Annotated in this window: 19 protein-coding genes and 2 pseudogenes; 4 read left to right on the top strand and 17 right to left on the bottom strand. The window is 54.5% G+C overall.

Annotated features, from left to right (window positions below; translation table 11 throughout):
* Positions 1 to 36: 36 nt before the first annotated feature.
* From tig to rplS, 9 genes are all read right to left on the bottom strand, one after another.
* Entirely contained in the window at positions 37 to 1,368 is a 1,332-nt protein-coding gene (gene tig, locus ACWVX6_RS08625) for a trigger factor (protein ID WP_455152910.1), read from the bottom strand.
* A gap of 78 nt (positions 1,369 to 1,446) precedes the next feature.
* Positions 1,447 to 2,148: a metallophosphoesterase gene (locus tag ACWVX6_RS08620; RefSeq protein WP_116704875.1), complete on the bottom strand. Its 702-nt coding sequence runs from the start codon at positions 2,146 to 2,148 to the stop codon at positions 1,447 to 1,449.
* Positions 2,148 to 3,641 (bottom strand): threonine synthase, encoded by a 1,494-nt coding sequence (thrC, locus tag ACWVX6_RS08615; protein WP_161273952.1) that lies wholly within the window; start codon positions 3,639 to 3,641, stop codon positions 2,148 to 2,150. The genes ACWVX6_RS08620 and thrC overlap by 1 nt, the downstream gene beginning before the upstream one ends.
* Before the next feature lie 100 nt (positions 3,642 to 3,741).
* On the bottom strand, positions 3,742 to 4,704 hold the full coding sequence (locus ACWVX6_RS08610) for a dipeptidase (protein ID WP_455152909.1): 963 nt from the start codon (positions 4,702 to 4,704) through the stop codon (positions 3,742 to 3,744).
* Between the two features lie 2 nt (positions 4,705 to 4,706).
* Complete coding sequence (locus ACWVX6_RS08605) at positions 4,707 to 5,057, bottom strand: YraN family protein (protein ID WP_455152908.1); 351 nt, start codon at positions 5,055 to 5,057, stop codon at positions 4,707 to 4,709.
* Positions 5,054 to 5,671 (bottom strand): ribonuclease HII, encoded by a 618-nt coding sequence (locus ACWVX6_RS08600; protein ID WP_117752253.1) that lies wholly within the window; start codon positions 5,669 to 5,671, stop codon positions 5,054 to 5,056. Before ACWVX6_RS08600 ends, ACWVX6_RS08605 begins: the two co-directional genes overlap by 4 nt.
* Before the next feature lie 56 nt (positions 5,672 to 5,727).
* Positions 5,728 to 6,585, bottom strand: coding sequence for a ribosome biogenesis GTPase YlqF (gene ylqF / locus ACWVX6_RS08595; protein ID WP_110436595.1), 858 nt, complete (start codon positions 6,583 to 6,585; stop codon positions 5,728 to 5,730).
* A gap of 1 nt (position 6,586) precedes the next feature.
* Complete coding sequence (lepB, locus tag ACWVX6_RS08590) at positions 6,587 to 7,153, bottom strand: signal peptidase I (protein ID WP_110436594.1); 567 nt, start codon at positions 7,151 to 7,153, stop codon at positions 6,587 to 6,589.
* A 125-nt stretch (positions 7,154 to 7,278) separates the two neighbouring features.
* Positions 7,279 to 7,620 carry a 50S ribosomal protein L19 gene (rplS, locus tag ACWVX6_RS08585; RefSeq protein ID WP_110436593.1) on the bottom strand — a complete coding sequence of 114 codons (342 nt, stop codon included), beginning with the start codon at positions 7,618 to 7,620 and terminating at the stop codon, positions 7,279 to 7,281.
* Between the two features lie 462 nt (positions 7,621 to 8,082).
* On the opposite strand from rplS, the gene ACWVX6_RS08580 reads away from it, so the two are divergent.
* Complete coding sequence (locus ACWVX6_RS08580) at positions 8,083 to 9,393, top strand: alpha-amylase family glycosyl hydrolase (RefSeq protein WP_455152907.1); 1,311 nt, start codon at positions 8,083 to 8,085, stop codon at positions 9,391 to 9,393.
* Between the two features lie 60 nt (positions 9,394 to 9,453).
* Here the strand turns inward: ACWVX6_RS08580 and ACWVX6_RS08575 are convergent, their stop codons facing one another.
* The 3 genes from ACWVX6_RS08575 to ACWVX6_RS08565 all read right to left on the bottom strand — a co-directional run bounded on the left by ACWVX6_RS08575 (position 9,454) and on the right by ACWVX6_RS08565 (position 13,086).
* Positions 9,454 to 9,927, bottom strand: coding sequence for a hypothetical protein (locus ACWVX6_RS08575; protein WP_455152906.1), 474 nt, complete (start codon positions 9,925 to 9,927; stop codon positions 9,454 to 9,456).
* Positions 9,928 to 9,951: 24 nt separating this feature from the next.
* Complete coding sequence (locus tag ACWVX6_RS08570; RefSeq protein WP_455152905.1) at positions 9,952 to 12,042, bottom strand: S-layer homology domain-containing protein; 2,091 nt, start codon at positions 12,040 to 12,042, stop codon at positions 9,952 to 9,954.
* Positions 12,043 to 12,288: 246 nt separating this feature from the next.
* Positions 12,289 to 13,086 carry a YlmH family RNA-binding protein gene (locus tag ACWVX6_RS08565; protein WP_455152904.1) on the bottom strand — a complete coding sequence of 266 codons (798 nt, stop codon included), beginning with the start codon at positions 13,084 to 13,086 and terminating at the stop codon, positions 12,289 to 12,291.
* 108 nt (positions 13,087 to 13,194) lie between these two features.
* On the opposite strand from ACWVX6_RS08565, the gene ACWVX6_RS08560 reads away from it, so the two are divergent.
* A complete protein-coding gene (locus ACWVX6_RS08560) occupies positions 13,195 to 14,187 on the top strand; it encodes a biotin--[acetyl-CoA-carboxylase] ligase (RefSeq protein ID WP_455152903.1) in 993 nt (330 codons plus the stop codon).
* A 38-nt stretch (positions 14,188 to 14,225) separates the two neighbouring features.
* A complete protein-coding gene (locus tag ACWVX6_RS08555; RefSeq protein ID WP_116704867.1) occupies positions 14,226 to 14,762 on the top strand; it encodes a hypothetical protein in 537 nt (178 codons plus the stop codon).
* 63 nt (positions 14,763 to 14,825) lie between these two features.
* On the opposite strand, the gene ACWVX6_RS08550 is transcribed toward ACWVX6_RS08555, so the two are convergent.
* Entirely contained in the window at positions 14,826 to 16,484 is a 1,659-nt protein-coding gene (locus ACWVX6_RS08550; protein WP_110436586.1) for a ribonuclease J, read from the bottom strand.
* Positions 16,485 to 17,138: 654 nt separating this feature from the next.
* Between ACWVX6_RS08550 and ACWVX6_RS08545 the strand changes: the two genes are divergently transcribed.
* On the top strand, positions 17,139 to 17,861 hold the full coding sequence (locus ACWVX6_RS08545) for a 3D domain-containing protein (RefSeq protein ID WP_455152902.1): 723 nt from the start codon (positions 17,139 to 17,141) through the stop codon (positions 17,859 to 17,861).
* A gap of 875 nt (positions 17,862 to 18,736) precedes the next feature.
* Here ACWVX6_RS08545 and ACWVX6_RS08540 read toward each other — a convergent pair.
* From ACWVX6_RS08540 to ACWVX6_RS08525, 4 genes and pseudogenes are all read right to left on the bottom strand, one after another.
* Positions 18,737 to 20,017, bottom strand: a complete 1,281-nt coding sequence (locus tag ACWVX6_RS08540) for a glycosyltransferase family 2 protein (protein WP_192924414.1) — start codon at positions 20,015 to 20,017, stop codon at positions 18,737 to 18,739.
* Positions 20,018 to 20,605: 588 nt separating this feature from the next.
* Positions 20,606 to 21,811, bottom strand: coding sequence for an FprA family A-type flavoprotein (locus tag ACWVX6_RS08535; RefSeq protein ID WP_455152901.1), 1,206 nt, complete (start codon positions 21,809 to 21,811; stop codon positions 20,606 to 20,608).
* A 608-nt stretch (positions 21,812 to 22,419) separates the two neighbouring features.
* Positions 22,420 to 23,103 (bottom strand): annotated as a pseudogene (locus ACWVX6_RS08530) (site-specific integrase); the annotation flags it as partial.
* Positions 23,104 to 23,291: 188 nt separating this feature from the next.
* A pseudogene (locus tag ACWVX6_RS08525) lies at positions 23,292 to 24,152 on the bottom strand (tyrosine-type recombinase/integrase); the annotation flags it as partial.

Here is a 24,152-nt window from a genome sequence, read left to right as displayed (position 1 = left end):
TGCTGTTGTTTGCGCGCTTTGGGGAATCAGCAGAAATTACTCTGCGGTCTCCTCGGTGGTCTCCTCAGCAGCCTTCTTCTTTGCTGCCTTCTTAACCTTGGCGTTCTTCTTGATGAACTCGAGCGCGTTCGAGATCTTCAGATCGCCCTCCAGAGCTTCCTTGGATACGATGGCCTTAACCTTCTCGACTTCCATCTTGTACTGCTCTGCCATCTTAGCATACTCTTCCTCGAGTTCCGTGTCGGAAACAGTAATGCCTTCCAGTTCAACAACCTTCTGCAGTGCCAGACGGGTCTTAACCTGACGCTCTGCCTGGCTCTGGAACATTGCGCGGAATGCGCCCATCTCAGTGCCGGTCATCTTGAGGTACTGCTCGAGGCCCATGCCCTGCATCTGCAGACGGTAGCCGAAGTCCTGTACAATGGTGTCAACCTGAGCGTCGATCATTGCAGCCGGAATGTCAGCCTTCATGCCGTCGATTACAGCGTCCAGAACCTTCTCCTCGAAAGCGTTGTCAGCAGCTTCCTGACGCTCTGCCTTCAGGCGCTCGGTGATCTCCTTCTTCAGATCGTCGAGGGTCTCGCAGGTGTCGGAAACGTCCTTTGCAAACTCGTCGTCGATCTCCGGCAGGATGGTCTCCTCAACCTTGTGCACCTTGCACTTGAAGGTAGCTTCCTTGCCTGCCAGCTCCTTAGCGTGGTACTCCTCCGGGAAGGTAACAACTACGTCCTTCTCGTCGCCAGCCTTGCAGCCGATCAGCTGATCCTCGAAGCCCGGGATGAATGCGCCGGAGCCCAGAGTCAGCTCGTGATGCTCTGCCTTGCCGCCCTCGAATGCAACGCCGTCTACAAAGCCTTCGAAGTCGATATCAACGGTATCGTTCTTCTTAGCCTTGCGCTCTACGGTCTCGGTGCGGGCGTTGCGCTGAGCCATGCGGTTCAGCTCTGCCTTAACGTCTGCCTGCAGAACCTTAACGGTCTCCTTCTCAACCTCGATGCCCTTGTACTCGCCGAGCTCAACTTCCGGCTCAACCGGTACCTTGGCGATGATGGTCAGGCCGCCCTCTTCTGCCGGGTCGCCCAGATCAACGTCTGCACGGCCGACCGGCTTGATGCCGGACTTCTCGACAGCCATTTCCATAGCATCCGGGTAAATGATATTGAAAGCTTCTTCAAAGAACACGCCTTCGCCGTACAGCTTCTCGATCATCTTGCGCGGTGCCTTGCCCTTGCGGAAGCCCGGAACGGTGATGTTCTTGCCGGTCTTCTTGAATGCCTTGTCCTTAGCTGCTTCAAACTCAGCCTTGGTGATCTCGATAGTCAGAGCAACGACGCTGTGCTCCTGCTTTTCAGTGTTTTTCAGTTCCATGTTGCCAATCTCCTTACTTACTTTCGATTGTATCTAAATCATTCTACCAGATTATTTTGAGAATTTCCATAGTTTTTTCTATTTTTTCAGAAAAATCGGGATAAAATCCACAAAATCTCCGGAGACGAGCTTCCATTCTATTCCTTCCTGCTCACCTGTTACGGCATGACTCAGGCTTTTCCCGTGCAAATGTCCGTAAATACAGCGCTTTACACCGTACTTATGCAGCAGTTCGATGATCTCACCGCAGCGGTAGGACGCGTAAAGCGGCGGATAATGCAGGAAGCAGAGAATCTCCTCCGGGTCTGCGGCAGCGCCGAGCTTGAGCGATGCTTCGAGCCGCAGCAGCTCGCGCTTGAAGATCTTCTCGTTGTGCGGGTCGGCGAAGTCCTCCTCAAAGGGCCAGCCGCGCGTGCCGCACAGCGCGGTCTTTTCATAGAAAAAACAGTTGTTATGCAGAAAATCAATGGTAGTAAATCCGTTTTCATCTAAGAAACGGTGCATTTTGGAGGCGGTTTCCCACCACAGATCGTGGTTGCCCTTCAAAATGATCTTTTTGCCCGGCAGCGAGTCGATCAGCGCAAAATCGCCTTTCGCTTCCGCAAGGTTGATGCCCCACGAAATATCCCCGCCCAAAACAATGGTGTCCTCCGGCGCGACAAGCGCACGCCAGTTTTTGATGATCTTTTCCGTGTGCCCCTGCCACCGGCCGCCGAAAATATCCATCGGCTTGGCTACATCGGCGGCAAGGTGCAGATCGGCAAGCGTATAGAGCGCCATTACAGATCCTTGAGCAGACCGACGGTGGACAGAATGTCGGCCTTGTCTACCACGCGGTCAAAGCGCGGCGTCTTGCCTGCCAGAGCGGCAAGCGGAGCGGGTGCCGGTACACCCGTCAGCTGAGAGAGCACCTCCAGCTGGGTAACGTCATCGTTCTCGAGCGTGCCGCCGAGCGCCTCGATGACCGAGCGGCAGAACTTGAACGGAGACGCGGTGGACGCGATCACGGTCGGCGTTTCGTCGCCGGTGCGTGCGCGGTAGTCCTCGTATACACGAACGGCAACTGCGGTGTGCGTATCGCACAGGTAGTTCTCGTCCTTCCACAGCTTGTTGATGGTATCAGCCGCATGGCTGTCATCGCAGCAGCCTGCGTCGAACTCCGCCTCGATCCTGGCGAATACATCCTCGGCTACCTTGTAGCTGCCCTCGGTGTTCAGCTTGTTCATCAGCTCGGCTACCAGCTTGTCGTTAAAGTCGGAAGCGAAGAACAGCAGACGCTCGAGGTTGGACGAAATCAGGATGTCCATCGACGGAGACGTGGTGGTGAAGAAATCACGGTTGCGGTTGTACTCGCCGCCCTTCTTGAAGAAGTCGGTCAGCACGTTGTTGCGGTTGGACGCGCAGATGAACTTGTTGACCGGCAGACCCATCTTCTTGGCGATGTATGCCGCAAGGATGTTGCCGAAGTTGCCCGTCGGTACGCAGACGTTGATCTTGTCGCCCTGTGCAATGGTGCCTGCGGCAACCATATCGCAGTACGCGGAAACGTAGTACGCGATCTGCGGCGCCAGACGGCCCCAGTTGATGGAGTTTGCCGAGGACAGCATCATACCGTCCTTGTCGAGCGCTGCGCGGGTATCCTCATCGGTGAAGATGCGCTTTACCGCGCTCTGGGCATCGTCAAAGTTGCCGTGGATAGCTACGACCTCGACGTTCTTGCCTTCCTGCGTTACCATCTGCAGCTTCTGCATGGGCGATACACCGTCCACCGGATAGTACACCATGATCTTGGTGCCCGGTACATCGTGGAAGCCGTCGAGCGCTGCCTTGCCGGTGTCACCCGAGGTAGCGACCAGAATGCAGGCGGTACGGGTCTCGCCGGTCTTGCGCAGGGACGCGGTGAGCAGGTGCGGCAGCATCTGCAGCGCCATATCCTTGAACGCGCAGGTCGGACCGTGCCACAGCTCGAGCAGGTTCTTGCCCTCGCCCAGCTTTACCACCGGTGCGGTATCTGCGCCGCCGAACTTTTCATCGGCGTAAGCCTTGGACGCAAAGTCCGCCAGCTCCTCCGCCGTGAAGTCGGTCAGGAACTTGCCGAGAATGAGCGCCGAGCGGCCCTTGTAATCGCTCTCCGCAAGCGTTTTCCAATCCGCGTCGGTAAGCGCGGGAAACGCGGTCGGGCAGTACAGGCCGCCGTCCGGTGCGATACCGTTGGCGATGGCGTATGCCGCGGAAACCTTGCGCTCCTTATTTCTTGTGCTTACATAATCCATATTTTTACAACCTCCGCAGTGGTTTTGATTGCTCCTTCTATTGTATAGCAAATATGTATGTTTGGGCAATAGGCAATTCCGTGGAAATTCTGCCGTCCTGTCACAACATTTTCTGCATAAAGTTGAATGCGTTGTCATAAAACAGCCCATCGACCGTTTCCTGCTTGTAGCCAAGTGTCAACATGCGGTCTGCCAGACGGTACATATCCGCCAGACCGTCAATGCCGATCGGCAGGGTATCACAGCCGTCAAAATCGCAGCCAAGAGCCACTATCTTCTCACCGTACATGCCGATGAAACGCTCGATATGGTCGATGGCGTCATCGATCACCGAATCGCTCTGCCGCACGAGGAACGGCGTGTACAGGTTGACGCCGACCAGTCCCCTGCGGTTTGCAATCTCAGCGAACTGCTCATCGGTCAGGTTGCGCGAGTTGCGGCACAGCACACGAGAGTCACTGTGCGTCGCAACGAACGGACGATCGGTTGCCTCGCACACGTCCCGGAAGCCGCGGTCGGACAGGTGCGACACGTCCACGATGATCCCCTTCTCGCCGCAGTCGCGGACCAGCTGCTTGCCCAGCTCGGTCAGACCCTCGTTCTGGTCGATGGCGGACGGGCAGCCGAATCGGCTGCGGTAATTCCATGTCAGCGTGATAAGACGCACACCGGCGTCGTAAACATAGTCAAGCGCGTCCGTCCGGTCGGGCAGCAGCTCCGCGCCCTCGATGGACAGCAGCGCCGCCGCCTTTCCGCTGTCCACAGCCGCCCGAATATCCGCCGCCGAGCGGCAGAACGTCAGCCAGTCTGCGTTGGCGGCAAACTCGCGCCTGGCAGTTGCCAGCATGCGGTCGAACCGCTCATCGGCGGGCGTATCGAGCAGACAGTCGCGCGTTTCCGGCGAATACGGCTGTCTCGCGCCGCAGAACAGCGCGAAAAACTGCACATACGGCTGATACCTGTGCGCTGCTGCATAATTGATATGTAAATCGTTCTCCCGCAGGTGTTTCCCTGTCTCGCAGCACTCGTAAATGGTGTCACAGTGCAGATCAAACAGCTTCATACTCACCCTCCAAAGGCGTTTTCCAGATGGTTGATGCGCGGCGGAACCGATGCGTTTTCCTCGCCGTAAACCTCGATCACGTCAAACCGCGGCTGCTTTTCGGTCGGGTGCTCCTGCAGCCACGCCTGCGCAGCGGCGATGATCTTCGCCTGCTTGGCCGGTGTGACGGCTTCGCACGCCGGACCGTAGCGAGCGTTTTTGCGCGTCTTGACCTCCGCAAAGATAACATACTGCGCGTTCTCCGCGATAATGTCAATCTCACCGAACCGGGTGTGGAAATTCGTCGCTGCCGTGTGCCAGCCGCGCTTTTCGAGGTACAGCCGAGCCGCTTTTTCTCCCCACGCGCCCTTCATCGCGGTGCATCCGGATGCTTTTCGTAAAATTTCTTCAAAAACGTCATCCGGTGGATGGGACACGGGCCGTGTTCGAGCAGGGCCTCATCGTGCGCCTTGGTCTCGTAGCCCTTGTGCTTCTCGAAGCCGTACTGCGGGTACTGCTCGGCGAACTGACGCATTAGGCGGTCTCGCGTTACCTTGGCGATAATGGACGCTGCCGCAACAGACGGGATTTTTGCATCGCCGGAGACCACGCACTCGTGCGGCTGCTCGAGTCCCTGCGAGCGGTTGCCGTCCACATAGACAAAATCCGCCGGACGTGTCAGACCGTCCACCGCCTGCTTCATCGCGCGGTAAGTCGCCTGCAGGATATTGATCTCGTCGATCACCCGCTCGTCCACGAGCGAAACCGACCACGCAAGCGCGTTTTCCGTGATTTCGTCGAACAGCTTCTCTCGTTTCTTTTCGCTGAGCTTTTTCGAGTCGTTCAGCCCCTCGATGACGATTCCGGCGGGCAGGATGACCGCAGCAGCGCACACCGGTCCGGCGACCGGACCGCGTCCGGCCTCATCCACGCCGCACACCGAGCCGTAGCCGTTCGCCCATGCTTTTTCTTCGTATTCCCAAGTCATGTTTGTCTCTCCTAAAACCAAGGGCGAACACTGCGGTTCGCCCTCGAAATGTTGGTTTATTCCGGCTTCTCGAGCGTAATGCGGCCGAGAACACCGCCGCGGAACTCATCGAGCAGGATGCGCGCCATGCGCTCGGTGTCGATCTCACCGCCGCGCAGCAGAAAACCGCGGCGCCTGCCCGCCTGCTGCAGCAGCTCATAACCGAGGAAATCGCACTCCTCCTCCGGGATGGCGATGCTGTAGCGGTCAATGATGGTCTGCGGCGCCTGTTCTGCGAGCAGCTCCATCAGCTTACAGCCGAGCGTCTCAACGTCCAGAATATCGTCCTTGATCGCACCCGTGCACGCCAGCAGAATACCGACGCGCTCATCGTCGAACTTGGGCCACAGGATGCCCGGGGTGTCGAGCAGGTCAATGCCGCTCTCCACGCGGAACCACTGGCTGCCGCGCGTTACACCCGGACGATCTGCCGCCTTGGCAGATTTTCTGCCGAGAATGCGGTTGATGAACGTGGATTTGCCCACATTCGGGATGCCGACGACCATCACGCGGACGGACTTGCCGACCAGACCCTTTTCGTTCCACTGGGCGATCTTGTCCGCCAGCAGCGTGCGAACCGCACCGGAGAACGCCTGCGTGCCGTTGCCGCTGCGGCTGTCGGTCTGGATGACCGCCATGCCCTGCTCACGGAAATGCTTCGCCCAGACAGCCGTCATGTTCGGGTCGGCCAGGTCGATGCGGTTGAGGATCATCATGCGCGGCTTGCCTGCTGCAATCTCATCCATATCCGGATTGCGGGACACCTGCGGAATGCGTGCGTCCACGACCTCGCAGACCGCGTCCACCTGCTTGATATACTCCGCCATCTGCCGGCGGGTCTTTGTCATATGTCCGGGATACCATTGAATATTCATATTACTTCACCGTTCCAAAATCGCTGATTGGGAAAACCACGCTCTGCACATGACCGAGGATGTAGCGCTCATCCACCATGCCGAGACGGCTGTCGCGGCTGTCGGTAGAGGCATTGCGGTTGTCGCCCATGACGAACACGCAGCCCTCCGGTACGGTCTGCGGATAGGTCAGATCGCCCATATGCTCGAGTACGTCGATCGTTTCGTTGATATACGGCTCATCGAGAACCTCGCCGTTGACGCTCACGTCGCCGGTTACAGGATCAATGTCCACCGTATCGCCGCCGGTCGCAATGATGCGCTTGACGATCGGCTGATTGTTGTAAAAACCCTCCTTGCGCAGCACGACAACGTCTCCGCGCTCGGGCGTATAGTTCAGGTTGCTTACCAGCATGATGCTGTGATCCTCGAGGGTCGGGTACATGCTCATGCCGTCCACGCCGATCAGGCGCACGAAAAACGTGAATACGACCACGAAGAACACCAGAACAGCCATCAAGGATTCGCCCCAGCCGAACAGCTCGCTCGAGAAGCGTCCCTCACTCTTTTTATTTTCGGTTTGCTGCATTATGATTTCCTCCATCAAAAAGATAGCATACAATATTATTATAGCGATAATACAGCGTATGCGCAAGTGAAAACAAAAAACGGAGAGCAAAAGCTCCCCGTTTTTGTTCGGTTGTAATGTTAGAATTAAACCTTCTCTGCGATCTTAGCAGCCTTGCCTACGCGGCCGCGCAGGTAGTACAGCTTAGCACGGCGAACCTTACCGCTGCGAACAACCTCGAACTTAGCAACGTTCGGGGAATGTACCGGGAAGGTCTTCTCTACGCCTACGCCGTAAGAAATGCGGCGAACGGTTACGGTCTGGTTTACGCCAGCGTGCTTCTTAGCAATGATGATGCCTTCGAATACCTGAATACGCTCGCGGTTGCCCTCCTTGATCTTTGCGTGTACCTTAACGGTATCACCGATCTTCAGAGTGGGCAGATCGCTCTTGAGCTGCTGCTCGGACAGGACTTTAACGAGATCCATTTTTTAGTCTTCCTTTCGTCTTAGACATTCTTGCCGCATCGTAAACCCATAAATGAGCAGAGGAATGCCCGTGTTCATTGTTACTCGACTATAATATCATATCATGTGGCGGATTGCAAGTGTTTTTTCAATCCTGCGCAGATTTTTGTCTCATTCGCTCGACAGACTCGGCGTGAACGGTCTCGGTCTGCGCCTACGCCTTCTCGTTGTCATACCTCCCGCATCCCGCACAGTGATTGTTTGATTTCGGCTGTCTGTGGACACAATTTCTGCGTCGGCAAGCAATCTAATCGGCTTTTGCTGACCGCAAGCGCATAAAAGCAGACAAATCCCCAATCCCGCAACATAAGAATTTTTTCGCATTTTATCGCCATCTTGCATAATTTTTATCACAAATCGCTTGCATTTCTTATTCACTTTTATTATACTGAAAATGCCACCCGCTGTAAAGGAGTGTTTTTCATGTGGGCATACGAAAGCGTATTTTATCAGATCTATCCCATCGGCTTCTGCGGTGCGCCGCGCGTAAACGACGGCGTGACCGTTCCGCGCATCCGCAAGGTCAGCGACTGGGCGGAGCATATCGCGTCGCTCGGCTGCAATGCCGTATACTTCTCCCCGATTTTTGAATCCGACAGCCACGGCTACGACACCCGCGATTTTCGCAAGGTGGACTGCCGTCTCGGCACCAACGAGGATTTCGCCGCCGTCTGCAAAATGCTGCACGAGCACGGCATCAAAGTTGTGCTGGATGGCGTATTCAATCACGTCGGACGCGGTTTCTGGGCGTTCAAGGATGTGCAGGAGAAAAAATGGAATTCCCCCTACAAGGACTGGTTCCACATCTCCTTTGACGGCAATTCAAACTACAATGACGGCTTCTGGTACGAGGGCTGGGAAGGTCATTTCGAGCTGGTAAAGCTCAATCTGCGCCATCCGGATGTGCAGCACCACATTTTCGAGTGTATCCGCCAGTGGAAGGACGAATTCGGCATTGACGGTCTGCGGCTGGACGTGGCGTACTGTCTCGACAAGGATTTCATCCGTGCGCTGCGCGGCTTCTGCGACTCGCTCTCGCCCGACTTTTTCCTCGTCGGCGAACTGCTCCACGGCGATTACAACCAGTTTGTCGGAGACGGCATGCTGCACTCCTGCACGAATTACGAGTGCTACAAGGGTCTGTATTCCTCGATGAACAGCTACAACCTGTTTGAGATCACGCATTCGCTGCTGCGCCAGTTCGGTCCGGAAAACTGGACGCTGTATAAAGGCAAGCACCTGCTTTCGTTTGTGGATAACCATGACGTCACGCGCGTTGCGTCCATTCTGCAGAATCCGGCGCATCTGCCGCTGATCTACGCGCTGCTGTTCGGCATGCCCGGCATTCCGTGCATCTACTACGGCAGCGAATGGGGCGCCGAGGGCAAAAAGCAGGACGGCGATGACGCTCTGCGCCCCTCGTTCGAGCAGCCGATCGTGAACGACCTGACCACCCGTATCACCGCAATGGCGAAGGCGCACCGTGAAAGCCGCGCGCTTTGCTACGGCGGCTTCAAGCAGCTTGTGCTCACCAACAAGCAGTGCATCTGGGAGCGCGAGACAGACGGCGAACGCGTGCTCGTTGCCGTAAACATTGACGAGCAGCCGTACCACGCACACTTTGACGCACGCTGCGGCCGTGCTGCGGACCTCATTACCGGAGAAATGCACGACTTCGGCGGTGGAAGTGAATTGCCGCCGTACTCGGCGTATTTCTGGAAGTGTGAGCGCTGAGCGTGCCCGTAAGATAGAGAAAACCCTCCGTATGGTTTCATACGGAGGGTTTTTATGCCTTTATGTCGGATCATATCCCGGCAGTTCGCTCTGATCGGCAGGTTCTGCCATAAACTCTTGATTCAAGCCATTCCAGCAGGCGCCGATATCCGCACGTGTGAAATAGCGAAATCCGCCTGTCTGCGAAGCCAGATAGCCGTTTTTCACGCCGCTGCAGACATAGAGCAGTTCATAGTCGGTCCCGTCCGAAAGCTGAAACCGAAAACTGGTCACATCTCCTCCGTCACCGCTATCATCTATCGTCTTATCTTTGAGCGGCAGACCTTCCAGCCGCTCGTACAGCGCTTTGATATCATCTTTTTCTGTAACGATTTTCTTCTCTGCCTCTATAGGAACGCCCTCGAAATGATACATTACAGCACTTTCCACATCATCGGCTGTAAACGGTAAGTCCAGCTTGACCGTTTTTCCACTGCAGCCGATCAATCCCGTCATGAAAATCAGTAAAACGATAAAGCCTGCTGCCTTTTTCATTTCATCACGCTCCTTTACAAGAAGTTACTTTCGCTTTACATAGTCGATAACGAGGGCATAAGTCGTGCCGTCCGCCAGATCGGCGCTGAATACGACAGCCGTACCGTCCTTGCGGTAACGCTCGAGCGCAGACTTTTTCAGCGTCAGCGTCTGACCGCTGATCGTGTAATCGCTGCCTGCGCTGAGCGTTTCGGTCACGCCGTTGTTCTGCACGGTCACCGTACGCACGCTTGTGCGCGTCAGCGGCAGCGTGAACTTCGGTTCGCTCGGCGAGAACGTGTTGTACTCCTCGACCGCCCAGCTTTCGCCGGTCGGTGCGGAATCGCGCACGGTCAGGGTGAATGCCTCGGTCTTGCCGTTTTTCAGCTCAACGCTGATGGTGTAGCTGCCCGCTCGAAGCTGCGCCAGCACACCGCGCGGCAGGATGAGCGAACGCGTCGAGGAATCGAACGTGTAGTCGATGCTCGACAGACCGAGCACCACATCCCGGATATCCTCCGAGGTATTGGCGCCGCTCAGACGTGTGTGCACATCCGCGTACTTTTCCGACTTGTAATAGCGGTCAAAAGACGCATTCTGCACATTTTCGCTCACCGAAGAATCGGTAACCGCAATGGCGATTGCTGCCGTTTTGCCGTCCGAGAGCGTCAGCGTCAGCTTGTAGCTTCCGCGCGGCAGCCTGCCCAGCCAGTCCGCGCTGATGGCGGCTCCGGTCGAGGTCTGCGTATAGTCCGTGCCTGCGGCAAGAGGTGCGCCGTTATTTTCAATCTTCTGGATTTTCAGCCCATTCGGAACGGTAACTGCAACATTTTTGCCCAGTGCAGAGAGGTTATTCAGATCGACCGCTATGCTTTCCGGCGAAACAGCCGCCGTCACGCTGCCCGTGAGCGTCTGCCCGCCTGCGGTGGCGGTCACGCCGTTTGCGATCGTGTAGCCGGAGACCTGCACGCTGCTGGCAAAACTCACGCCGCTGCTCTTGATATCCGCCTGATAGATCGTGCCGTAGCCGGTGACAGATGCAGGCTTGCTGGCGGTCATGCGGTAGACCGACGCATTCGCGGTGGTGGAAACCGTGGATTCGGTATCCAGCTCCAGATGATTGATATCCGCATCCAGCGTCAGCGAAACCTTCTTATCGCCGTTTATTTTTACATCCGCGAAGCCTTCATAGCCTGCGGTGGTCAGCTTTTTCTCGTAGAGCACCGCTGTGCTGCGGACCTCCGTGTTCGGAAAACGAGCGGCGCCTGCCGCAGTAACCTGCAGCAGGCGACCCATAGGCGAGGACACAACGATGTGGTCGCTCATTGTATTCGTCATTGTTACCGCGCCGCCGGCTACGATGATCGTACCCTTGACGTACACGTCATTCAGCTGTACCGCATCCGAGGCTAGACCTTCGGTCAGGTACAGATCGCCGTCGATCGTCGCATCGGACAGCGTGCAGCTTTCCGAGATGGTGACGTTCGCGGTATCGCTCTTGAGGTCGGAGCCGGTATAGGCTTTGCCGGCCGTCGAAAGCGAGGTTCCAAGGTAATAGTACAGGATCTTCGCCAGCTCTGCGCGGGTGATGACCTTGGTCGGCTTGAAGGTGTTATCCTTGTAGCCGGTGATGATGCCCTTGTCCACAGCCGCCTTGACGTAGCCTGCCGACCACGTTGCAACCTTCGCCTTATCCTTAAAAGACAGGTTTGCCGGTTTTACATTGCCCGGATCGGCCTTGTACAGCCGTCCGAGGATAACCGCCGCCTGCTCACGGGTGACATAACCCTCCGGATTCATCCTGCCGTTGCCGGTGCCGTTGATGTAGCCGTACTTCTCGGCAATGCGCACCGTGTCGTAGTACCACGAGTTGGACTGCACATCGCTGTACGAAATGCTTGCCTTCTCTGTGAAGTGAAACGCGCGGTTGACATAACGCATAAACTCCGCACGAGTGACCTTGCGCTCCGGCTCGTACTTGCCGGTGGTCGCACTCGGATTGATGATGCCCTCATCATCCAGATATTCGATAAAGTTTTTGCTCCAGTGTCCGTCCAGATCGGAGGCAAATGCTGCCGGTATCATCGTTGCCAGCATCGCCGCACACAGGAATGCAGATAATAAACGTTTTTTCATAAGATACACCTCGTATGTGGGTTACAGGCAATACCAAATGATTGAACAAGAGCGATTTACGAGCAAATTTTGCGTACTGATTAGGCGTGGTTTTGCAGCAATACGAGGTATTGCAAAAAATCACAACGACATCAGGACACAAAATTTCCGTAAAGCGCCGCAGCTTTAATCGTTTGGTATTGCCTAAAGTATAACATAGACAATGAGAGTTGACAACAGGCTTTGCCGGACACATTCTGCCAATATTTACGCATTTCGGACATATTCGAGGAAAATTCGTCCTTTACGGCTCGTACCGCCGAACGCCTCCACGCGCGCACGGCCGACGCCGCGCACAGTCAGACGGTCGCCTTCCGTAATCTGGTGCTCCGGCTTCATACAGGGTGTGTTGTTGACGAACACCAGTCCCTTCTCGATCCTCGCCTGTGCGTCCTTGCGCGGCAGGCCAAAAATCAGAGCGGCTACGCTGTCCAGTCTGGGCGACACCACCGAACCGGTCCCCCGTTTTTCCTCGACTGCCGCATGCTTCAGGTCGCTGAGATCCTCGCGTGTCAGCGAAAGCTGTTTGCGGCCCGCTTTGGCGAAGTGCATGAGGATGAACTCCGCCATATCCTCGAGCACGATGATGTCTGCGCCTTCCTCGTGCACGAGAATGTCACCGACCACCGAACGGTCGATCTGCAGGCCCATCAGCGAACCGAGGTAGTCGCGGTGCGTGAGCGTGTCCTCCCTGCGCTTGCGGGCGCGCAGCAGCGCCAGCGGAGCGGACAGCTTTGCGCTCTCGGCATCCATGTAATCCGGATAAAACAGATAGATCCCGCGTTCCGCGTCCTCATAGCCGCCCCAGAACAGTGCATGACCGGTCGCTCCGGCAAGGCGCACCGCATCCGTGCACAGCGCCCGCTGCTTGAGGTCGAGGAACTTGGTATGGGTCAGATAACCGCGCTGCTCACACGTCTGCTCCTTGTCAAGCAGTCCTGCCAGCAGCAGCTTATCGTCGCCGCTATGTGCAAGCGCGGTCAGTATCTCTTGCTTGGTCTTCAAGGTATTTTCCTCCATTGCGGCATGGATTTTCCGTTATGCCGCCCATTGTTTTGCATGATAGTATTGTACTATCTTCTTTTTTCGTTTACAATAGAGATTAGCATTTTAATGATGGAGATGATCGAATTGACCGTGAAGGACGCCGTTTTGCAGGCACTCGAACAGGCACGAGGCACCCGCCTTTCCGGCGGACGGCTCGCCGAGCAGCTTGGCGTATCCCGTGCGGCGGTGCACAAGGCGATCGCTGCACTGCGCGAGAGCGGCCTTGCCATTGACGCCGTGACCGGAGAAGGCTATCGCCTGGCCTTGGATGACGACAGCCTGACCGCCGCAGGCATTGACGCACTGCTCGATACCGCGGTCATCGGACGCGAAATCCTGGTCGAGCCGTCGCTTACCTCGTCCAACACAACGATGAAGGAGCAGTATCTCGGCAGAAAGCACGGCTTCACGCTGTTTGCCGAGGAGCAGACCGGCGGGCGCGGACGGCTCGGACGCACGTTCGTCTCCCCTGCCGACACCGGCGTGTACATGACCATCCTGCTGCATCCGACACTGCCGCTGTCGCACCTGTCGTTCGTCACCATTTCGGCGGCGATCGCGGTCGTGCGCGCCATTGAGCAGACAGCTGGCTTCACGCCGCAAATCAAATGGGTGAACGACGTGCTGATGAACGGACGCAAACTGTGCGGCATCCTCACGGAAGCGACGATCGAGGGTGAAACCGGCACGGTAAGCTCGCTTGTGGTCGGCATCGGCATCAATCTGCAGCCCAATCCGGCGTGGCCCGAGGAAGTACAGGCGGTCGCGGGTGCCATCAGTGACTTCGGCAAGCCGCCCCGCAGAGCCGAACTGGCCGCCGCTGTCCTCAACCACTTCGAGGATGTGTACCTGCTGCTCGAGCAGGGCAAGGAACCCGAGCTGCTTGAGCAGTACCGCGAACGACTGTGCTGCATTAACCGTCCGGTAACGGTCAGCAGTCCGGCAGGCCGCTACGAAGCCGAGTGCATCGGACTGGACGAGAATGCACATCTGCTGGTGAAAACCGCAGACGGACAGGTGAATGCCCTGTCCTCGGGCGAGATCAGCATTCGACTGTAAACCGCATTTTTATACATTATATATAAGGAGATATTTCTATGTTTCAAACCGCTGCAGGCGTGACCGTTCCGTTCCCCGAAAAGCTGTCCGAGCAGTACGAGCTGGACGGCAACACCATCACCGCAAACCTCAGCTTTGAGAAGCTGAGCGACTTTGTTCATTCGTTCTACGCCGAGCTGGACGAGCCGCTGTTCCTTGCCATCCATCCGGATGCGGAAAGCGATGAGGTCTGGTATCTGGACGGCATGACGAAAAAGCAGCTGACCATGATTTTAGACGGCTACGGCGAGCTGCTGTATCAGGACGGTCTTTCGGCATTCGCCATTGGCTCTCTGACCACCGAGGAGGAGCTTTTCGTACAGAAGTACAAGGTTCTGTCCATTTACAGTGAGACCGCAAAGCGTTTCGTTCCCCTGCTGAAAAAGTACGGCATGGAGCCGACCGGACATCTTGTCACCGCATGGGATACGTTCTCTGAGGAGAAACCCGGCGCCGCAGAGCGGCTCGAGATTGCCGGTCAGACCGTGCCGGATATGATTAAAGAGCTGTGCAAGATCGGCATGTATAAAGGTTAATGATAGGGCTTATATGAAAAAAGACACCGAAAAAATCGGTGTCTTTTCTTATCTGGCTTACATTTAGATTTCCATGATGATCGGCAGAACCATCGGACTGCGCTTGGTCTTCTTGAACAGGTAATCACTTACATCGCCCTTGATGGCAGATTTCAGGCTGTTCCAGTCACGCAGATTCTCTACCGAGCAACGGTCGAGCGCCATCTGCGAAATAGTACGCAGCTCCTCCATGAGAGCCTCGGCTTCCTTGACGTAAACGAAACCGCGCGATACGATATCCGGACCCGCAATGACAACGCCGGTCGTTGCGTCAACCGTGACAACGATAACCAGCAGACCGTCCTCGGACAGATGCTTGCGGTCACGCAGAACGGCAGTGCCGACATCACCGATGCCCAGACCGTCTACCAGCAGACGGCCGGCCGGCACGGAATTACCCAGACGAGCCGAATTTTCGCTGATCTCGATCGGACGGCCGATCTCACTGACGAGAATGTTCTTCGGGTTGACACCCATCTCGCGTGCCAGACCGGCATGCTGCACGAGCATGCGGTACTCGCCGTGTACGGGAATGAAGTACTTCGGCTTGCACAGACCGAGCATCAGCTTAAGATCCTCCTGGCAGGCATGGCCGGAAACATGGATGGCTGCCGAACGGTCGTAAATGACCTCAGCGCCCTGCTTGTACAGCTCGTTGACCATGTTGTTGATCGACTTCTCGTTGCCCGGGATAGCAGACGCTGCGATCAGGATACGGTCGCCGGAATTGACCTCCACCTGCTTGTGGCTGCCGTACGCCATACGGTACAGCGCGGACATGGTCTCACCCTGAGAGCCGGTGGATACGATGATCAGCTGGCTGCGCGCGTAGCGCTTGATCTCGGAAATGTCGATCATGACCTTGCCGGAATCCTTCAGATAACCCAGCTCCATCGAAACCTTGGAGATCTTCTCCATGCTTCGGCCGCAGACGGCTACCTTGCGTCCTGCCTTGGCGGCAATGTCGAGAATCTGCTGCAGACGCGATACATTGGACGCGAACGTTGCAATGATGATGCGCTGGTCGCTCTCCATGATAAATTTCTCGAGCGATTTGCCGACGATTTTCTCACTCGGCGTGTAGCCCGGACGCTCGACGTTGGTCGAGTCGCTCATCAGCGCAAGCAGTCCCTTCTTGCCCAGCTCACCGATGCGGACAAGGTCGATCATCTCACCGGAAACCGGCGTCAGGTCAATCTTGAAGTCGCCCGTGTGCAGGATGGTGCCCAACGGCGTGGTGATCGCCAGCGCAACCGAATCCGCAATGGAGTGGTTGGTGTGGATAAACTCGATCTTGAAGCAGCCGAGCTTAATCGTATCACCGGCGCGCACGCGGTTCATCTTGACCTTCTGGGGCATCTTATGCTCGGACAGCTTAGTCTCGATGATGCCGCAGGTCAGTCGGGTCGCGTAGATCGGTGCGTTGCACTCGCGCAGAACATACGGAATAGCGCCGATATGGTCCTCATGTCCGTGGGTGATCACATAGCCGCGCAGCTTGTTCAGGTTGCGCTTGAGGTACGTTGTATCCGGAATGACCAGGTCAACGCCCAGCATGTCGTCATCCGGAAAGGCAACGCCGCAGTCGATAACTACGATGTCATTGCCGTACTCGATCACCGTCATGTTCTTACCGATCTCGTTCAGACCGCCGAGCGGTATGATCTTCAGTTTTTCCTTCATAATAGTATTATCACTTTCCTTTATCTGATTGTTGTTTATTATATGTACGCGGATGTCGTTTCCGCTTTTCTGAAAAGGCAGACCATGCGATCCCGTCTGTCTTTATCCACATGTGAAGGATGCGGTCCGTTTTCGCTGTAAATGGCACAGCGCATTCCCACACGGACTGCAAACACTTATTTTTAATATACCACAGCTCAGCAGAATTGTAAAGAGCCAGTCACCAAAGCGCTCTGTACGGCTTCGTCGAAACAGCCAATTTACCTATATACTATTTATGCACAGTGTCCCGCTGTTTTACCCATTCTGCGTGTCCTGCATAATGACCGGTCAAACCGGGCAGACTTCCTTTTCGATCCCTGCGGTTTGTAACAAAGCCGCCGATGTGCGTTTTACACGGCTAACCGTAAAAAACCGTATTTTCGCCCAATTATGCCATACAGATTAACGAAATCCAGCGATAAACTCTGTGAAATGTGCACAAAATTCTATGAAACCGTTTGACAAATCGGAGAGGATGCAGTATGATTTGTTACAGTTCGGAAACAGAACGTAAACAAAACAGTAACAACCCAGAAAACAACATCGGTTTTTCCGGTGGCGCGGGAAGTGTTCCCGCTGCGTTTTCACCTGACTTTTAGGAGCGTAACACAAATGTCTATTTCTCTGCGTAAGCATGCTGCCATGTTCCTCGCGGCAACCTTCACGGTAGGCTCGATGGCAACCTTCGGCGCTGCTGCACTGGAGCAGCCGACTGCGGTACTCTCTTCCACTCTGAACCATTCTGTCGGCACGGTGCTCACCTCTGCCGAAATCTCCAACGCACAGCAGGCTATGGCGAAGGCAAAGGCTTCCGCACTCAAGGCACAGCAGGATGCTGCCAAGAAGGCGCAGGAGGACGCTGCTAAGAAGGCTAAGGCTGAGGCTGCCAAAAAGGCCGCTGAAGAAGCAGCTAAGAAGGAAGCTGAGATCAAGGCCGCTGCAACCAAGACCGCTTACAACCAGCTGGTCGCAAGTGCAGCCACTGCCCGTCCGGTAGCTTACTCCACAACGTATCTGGCAAGCGATGCCATCAAGGCAAATGCAACTGCGCTTGGCAATTATAAACTGACCTTCTACGATCCGTGCGTTGAATGCAACGGCAACAATCTGGCACTGACCGCTACCGGCACCACCCTGACCGAAGGCCGCACGATCGCAGTTGACCCGTCTGTCATTCCGCTCGGCAGCCGCGTATTCATCGAGGGCTACGGCGTGTTCATCGCTGAGGACACCGGCGAAGCGATCAAGGGCAACAAGATCGACATTGCAGTAAGCACTCACGAGCGTGCAAACGAGCTTGGCGTGCAGTACGCAAATGTATATCTGCTGAAGTAAATTTTTGAAGAGCTGTGCGAAAGCACGGCTCTTTTTTTCTGCCTGTTTGAGCGGTTTTACGGTTGCAGACATGGATGGCATCGGTTTTCGTTTTGTATTTCGCGTCAGAATCGCGTGTGATGGATTTTTGACGGATCGGTTCAAAACTATACAGCAAATTTGCAAAGTCGATTGTGCGGCGTTTGAGCGGGTTTTCGTTATCATTCCAGAAATTAGGGTTTTCGCTTGCGAAGCAAGAGAATCCTGCCTCCCCGGCAGGGGCGCAAGAGGGTAGACACCAATGGTTTCCACCCTCTGATTTTCTCCCCTTTCCTAAGATAATCTGGTGCAAGCCAGAGACCGGTGACCGCTGTGAAAAGGAGAACGGCAGAGGATTTTTTCTTTCGTGTCGTTCTATAACTATTCGCAATGTCAGATACCTTGCTGCTACACAGGCGGTTTCATCTCCGCAGGCGCGGCACAAGGTGAATTGCCCGAAGGGCAAGAGAAGGTGCCCTAGGGTACGACCTCGGCGCACCGCTTCTGACGAAAACCATATCGCAAACTACCACGGACACCATTTTATATAATATCCGTAGGACGAGATACCCTCACCCCGCCGTCTGTAAATGATTTGCACCATTGTAACCGTAGGGGTGCACATTGTGCGCCCACGGTATCGTTAAATGAATACGGTCATTCTTCTATGCACAGGTTTCATTCGCACTGCGGGAGCACACTGCGCTCCCCTGCGATTACACATCTGCAAATGGTAAAAAACAGCGGCATGAGGTCATGCCGCCCTACAATATAACATGATATTATGGTTCACATTATAAATCCTCGAAAAAGCAAAAGAAAACAGCCGCAGACACCCTGCGGCTGTTTTGATTCAATTACGCGCTCTCGCGCTCCTCCTGCACCTTGGCGATGCCATGCTGGATCGGCTTCCACTCGACCTTGCCGACCAGAGCGGCGATCGAGATCGGAACATAGGTGAGCATGAAGAACGGGAAGGTAAAGGTATACAGCACCTTTTTCCACGCCGGACCTGCGATGCGCTTCCACTCGGCGATCATCGTCACCGCGCCGAAGGCAAACAGGCTGAACGTAATGCCGCGCACGGTCAGCATCAGAATACGGCCAAGCATACGCATAACGCGGTATGTAATGTATGCCGGCTGTGCGAAGCTGGTCACGCACAGGAGTACGGCCAGCAGCAGCGAGCCGATGGTAACAAGGTTGCACGGTGCAACTGTCATCAGCATATCATAGCAGGACATGCCCGCCTTGCCGCCGCGCGTACAGCCGCGCAGCAGTGCGCCGGTATACTTTGCGTCCACCTGATAGAAGCCCTTGCTCCAGCGCAGACGCTGATCCCACGACTGGCGGAAATGCTCCGGCTGCTCATCGTAGATGATGGCATTGCCGCAGTAGCCGATCTTACGGCCGCGGACCGCACTGGCGATGGAGAACTCGATATCCTCGGTCAGCAGATGATAATTCCAGCCGCCTTCCTCGCGGAGCACATCAGCCGAAATCAGAAAACCGGTGCCGGAAACCGCACAGTTGACACCCAGACGGGTTCTCGGGCGGTTCAGGAAGCGCGACTCACGCAGGAACCACAGCGCATAGCCTGCGGAGATCCAGTTCGCGCAGAAGTTCTGCGAATTGCGATAGCTGGTCAGTGCGGAATACTCGCCGGTATCGTACATCTTGTTCATCTCACGGACGAACTGCGGATCTACGATGTTGTCCGCATCGAATACGAAAAACGCGTCGTATGCATCCTCACCCTGCTCCTCGAAAATACGCTTGAACAGATAGTCCAGCGCGTAACCCTTGCCGACCTGCACCTTATTAAATCGCTCGTACACGATCGCACCGGCGCTGCGCGCTACCTCAGCGGTATTGTCCGTGCAGTTATCTGCAACAACAATGACATCAAGCAGCTCTGACGGATAATCCTGCTCCTTCAAGGTGCGGATCAGTCTGCCGATAACGGCGGACTCATTGCGTGCCGAAATGATCGCCGCGTAACGGTGCAGCTCTGCATTTTCTACGCCGCCGCGCTGCTTGCCCCACAAGCCAACCAGAAGGTAAAAGATCTGGTACGCATACGCCGCAGTAAAGAAAATGAACAGCACCCACTGCATGCTCTCCAAAAACCGAAGCATAAAAATTCCTCGTTTCTTCTCCTGATGTATTTCTCTATACTTTAGATATTGTGGCGGTTGTTTCAACCCTTGTACTATAATAGCACTATTAACGCATTATGCAACATATTTTTAACCGGATTTCACAAAATTTTTAATTTTTCACTGTTCGCACAAAATTTTTGTGCTTTCATGCGTTTTTTTCATGCCACTTTGCCCTGTCTTTCCGTGGAAAACAGTAAACCGGGAGATGCATTCGTTCCGCACCGCTGACGCTCTTTCACTTTTCCCTGCTGTTTGCTTGGACAAATCCGGGTTTTCTCTATAACATCATCAATTTCGTATACATTTCATAAAGGAAGGGAGGGCATTTTTCCTCGCCGCTCTCCCCTGCATATACAGCAAAACGGCTGCCGCATTGCGACAGCCGCCGGTATTTGATTATTAAGGCAACACCGCACAATTAAAGCTGCGGCGCTTTGCGGAAATTTTGTGTCCTGACTTTGTTGCGATTTCACAGTAATACATTAAGTATTACTGCAAAACCGCGCCTCGTTAGTACACAAAATTTGCTCGCAAATCGCTCTTGTTCAATTATGCGGTATTGCCTTAACCGTTTACCTGCTTTGCCAGCTCGTCAGCCAGTGCTTCGAGTGCGCCGAGCTGATTCTCTGCCAGGGCAGACTTGATGGAGATCGGGTTCTCGAGGATGGTCATGTTCTTCATGCCCTCGAGCATGCCGATCATCTGCTTGCCCGCAGTAGCGGCCCAGGTGCCGTTGTCAATGACGGCAACCGTGCGGTTCTGCAGGTTAAGCGCCTTGATATCGGCCAGATATGCCTCCATCTTCGGCTGAATGCCGCTGTTATAGGTCGGCGCGGCGAGCACCAGATGGCTGCAGCGGAAACTCTCGGCTACCAGCTCGGAAACATCGGTCTCGGACACGTCGTACATCGCGATATTCTTCACACCCTTGTCAGCCAGCATACCTGCGAGCACGTTTGCGGCGTTCTCGGTGTTGCCGTACATGGTCGCATAGGCGATCATGACCGTCTTATCCTCCGGCTCGTAGGTGCTCCACTTCTGGTACTTCTCCAGCAGCAGGCCGAGATCCTTGTGCCAGATCGGACCATGCAGCGGGCAGATCATCTCAATATCGAGCGATGCTGCCTTCTTAAGCAGCGTCTGCACCTGTACGCCGTACTTGCCGACAATGTTGGTGTAGTAACGGCGGGCATCGTTCATCCATGTGGCGTCGAACGTGATCTCGTCATCGAAAATGTTGCCCGCCAGTGCGCCGAATGTGCCGAATGCATCAGCGGAGAACAGGATCTTATCCTTCTCGTCGTAGGTGACCATGACCTCCGGCCAGTGCACCATCGGTGCCATGACAAAGTGCAGCGTATGCTCGCCCGTGGACAGCTTGTCGCCTTCCTTGACGACCAGCGCACGCGCGGCAACGTCCGTTCCGTAGAACTGGGCAAACATGCCGACCGCCTTGGCACTGCATACCATCTTCGCCTCCGGATAGCGGCGCAGCATATCGTCGATCATCGCACAGTGATCCGGCTCCATGTGCTGAACGACCATGTAGTCCAGCGGACGGCCGTTCAGCGCGTGAACGACGTTTTCGATATACTGACGGCTGATGGACTCGTCCGCCGTGTCAAACAGCACGGTTTTCTCATCCAGCAGCACATAGCTGTTATAGGATACCCCCTTGGGAATCGGGAACAAATTTTCAAAGCGGCTCAGGCGGCGGTCGCTGCCGCCAACATAAATGAGATCATCCTTGACCTTTCTGGTACTGTGCATCGCACGACACCTCCGTATAAATATCTATATTGAATTGTAGCATATTTTTGTGCATTCGTCCAGTGGGAGGGTTAGTCGCGGCGTACAAAAAACGACCGGTGAAACAGCTGGTTTTTGACGGGATACAGGTTTTGATCGGTTACAGCAGCGTACAGGTACCAAGCACCATGAACAGACCAGGCGACAGGCTGATCAGCCGGCCGACAATCGCGCCGGGAGTTTGCCGTTCAGCGGTCCGTGCAGTATATCGATCGAGCGTTTTGTCTTTGCCATGTGCATTCTCTGTTTCGTTTTTTTGTCTGCTTCTATTGCAGCACGGTTTTATTGATGAGAAAAGCACATGTTTCTCATGTTTTGCATTGCAATTCTGCATATATACTGTTTTGTCCGAAAATAAAGAAAAAGTGCAGAAAACTTGCGTTTTCTGCACTTTGAAAGCACGAATATATGATTAGCGCTTGGAGAACTGCGGTGCACGACGAGCGGCTTTGAGACCGTACTCACCTGCCCTTGATCCGAAAAGTCCAGTATTCATGCGGGTTTTCGGGCTTTCCTCTCTCAGTAAACCCATAGGTAAACCCACGAAATCTCGAAATTTTGGGTGTAGTTTAACGCATCCCGAATGCTGCATTCACAACGCTGCTCAATTCCTCAGGTTTATTATACTTGACTTTCGCATAGATGTCCATAGTCGCTTTGCTGTTCTCATGGCCTGCCAGATACTGCACCGTCTTAGGATCAACACCTTTGTAAATCAGACTGGTGATGTAGGTGTGCCGCAGCATGTGCGGAGTCACCTTGAAGTCCATCGTATACACCAGCTTGGGATTGTTCGGCTGATGCTCACCAAGCCTTGGCTTTATTCTATGCTTGATGGACTGTCCATTTACATAGGTGTAATAACAGCGTTCTGCGGTAGAACGAACTGCTATGTACTTCCATACCCTCACGAACTGGGATTCAGCCAAAGCGTTACCATTCCTGTCCGAGATCACATATTCCGATTCTGATTTTTCCTTTGCTTCCTTGAGACAGGCTACCAAGCATTTGGGAATCGGAACATCTCGTTTTGCTGACAGTGTCTTCAAAAGTGTGTTGACTACCGGCTTACCGCCTTCCACATGCCATGCACGCCTTACCGAAATGTACGGCGTTTTTTCATCCAGGAATACACAGTCCCATTGAAGTCCAAGAATCTCTTCTCTACGCAATCCCGCGTACAAGCCAATCATCACGAATACATACGGCGGAAGCTCACGAATGCTATCCAGCAAAATAGCAGTCTGTTCTGTTCCGTATTCCGGAAGTTCGGCAGGACGCTTTTTCCCTTTAGCCATGTGTTCTCCTCCTCGTCTATCTTCATACATTGCGTGTTGTCACTTTTATTATCACGGCGTACATCACTTCCTTCAAGGATGTCGCATGTATGTAAAAAGGGCAGTGATTTTGATGGCCATCCCTGCCCTAAGTTTTTCCTGATTTACTCTTGATCCCACGATGCAAAAGCATCTTCCAGCACTCCTGCGAGCTGCTCTGGGCGATTATATTTCACCTTGGCGTAAATATCCATGGTGATCTTGCTGCTTTCATGACCGGCAAGATACTGAACCGTCTTCGGATCAACCGAAGCATGAATCAGATTCGTAATATAAGTGTGCCGCAGCTGATGCGGAGTCACCTCAAAGTCCAGACTGTAAACCACATTTCCATTGTGTGCCGCCTTTTGCCCCAGAACCGGCTTCACCGTATGCTTTACCCTCTTGCCATCTTCATAGCGGTAATAGCAACGTTCCCTGGTGGTACGGGTTACGATATACTGCCATAATCTCTTGAACTGCGTATAGGACAAAGGGTCTCCATCCCGATTTGCAACCACATAATCCGATGTCGATGTCTTCTTCGCCTCTTTCAGACATTCCAGAAGATTGTCCGGCAGAGGGACATTCCGATGCGCTGCCTTTGTTTTCAGCTCTGTCAGAATCACCAGACGATTATGCTCCGTATGCCAGGCTCTCCGAACAGTAAGGTACGGAGCCTCGCAATCAAGATACACCGAATCCCATTTCAGTCCGAGGATTTCTTCTCTCCGCCAACAGTGCCAGGCGAATGTCATCCGCTGTTACATCTCCCATATGCATATCGCCCAAGGGCTTGATGATGTAGTTCTTCACTTTCGATGTATAGTCAATCAGCGTTGTCATCCTGATCTGTGCTGACTGCATCAGCAGCCATTTCTCGCAATACTCCTCCACTGTAGGTGTACTGCGGCGATACGTCTTGTTCTCAATCTGCTGGATCGCTTCCTGTTCCTTCTGGTACAGTTCCTCTCTCGTTCTTGCAT

The organism is Butyricicoccus sp. (assembly GCF_977037065.1).
The sequence above is the reverse complement of the archived record's forward strand: the minus strand, read 5'-3'. Positions and strand labels throughout refer to the sequence as shown.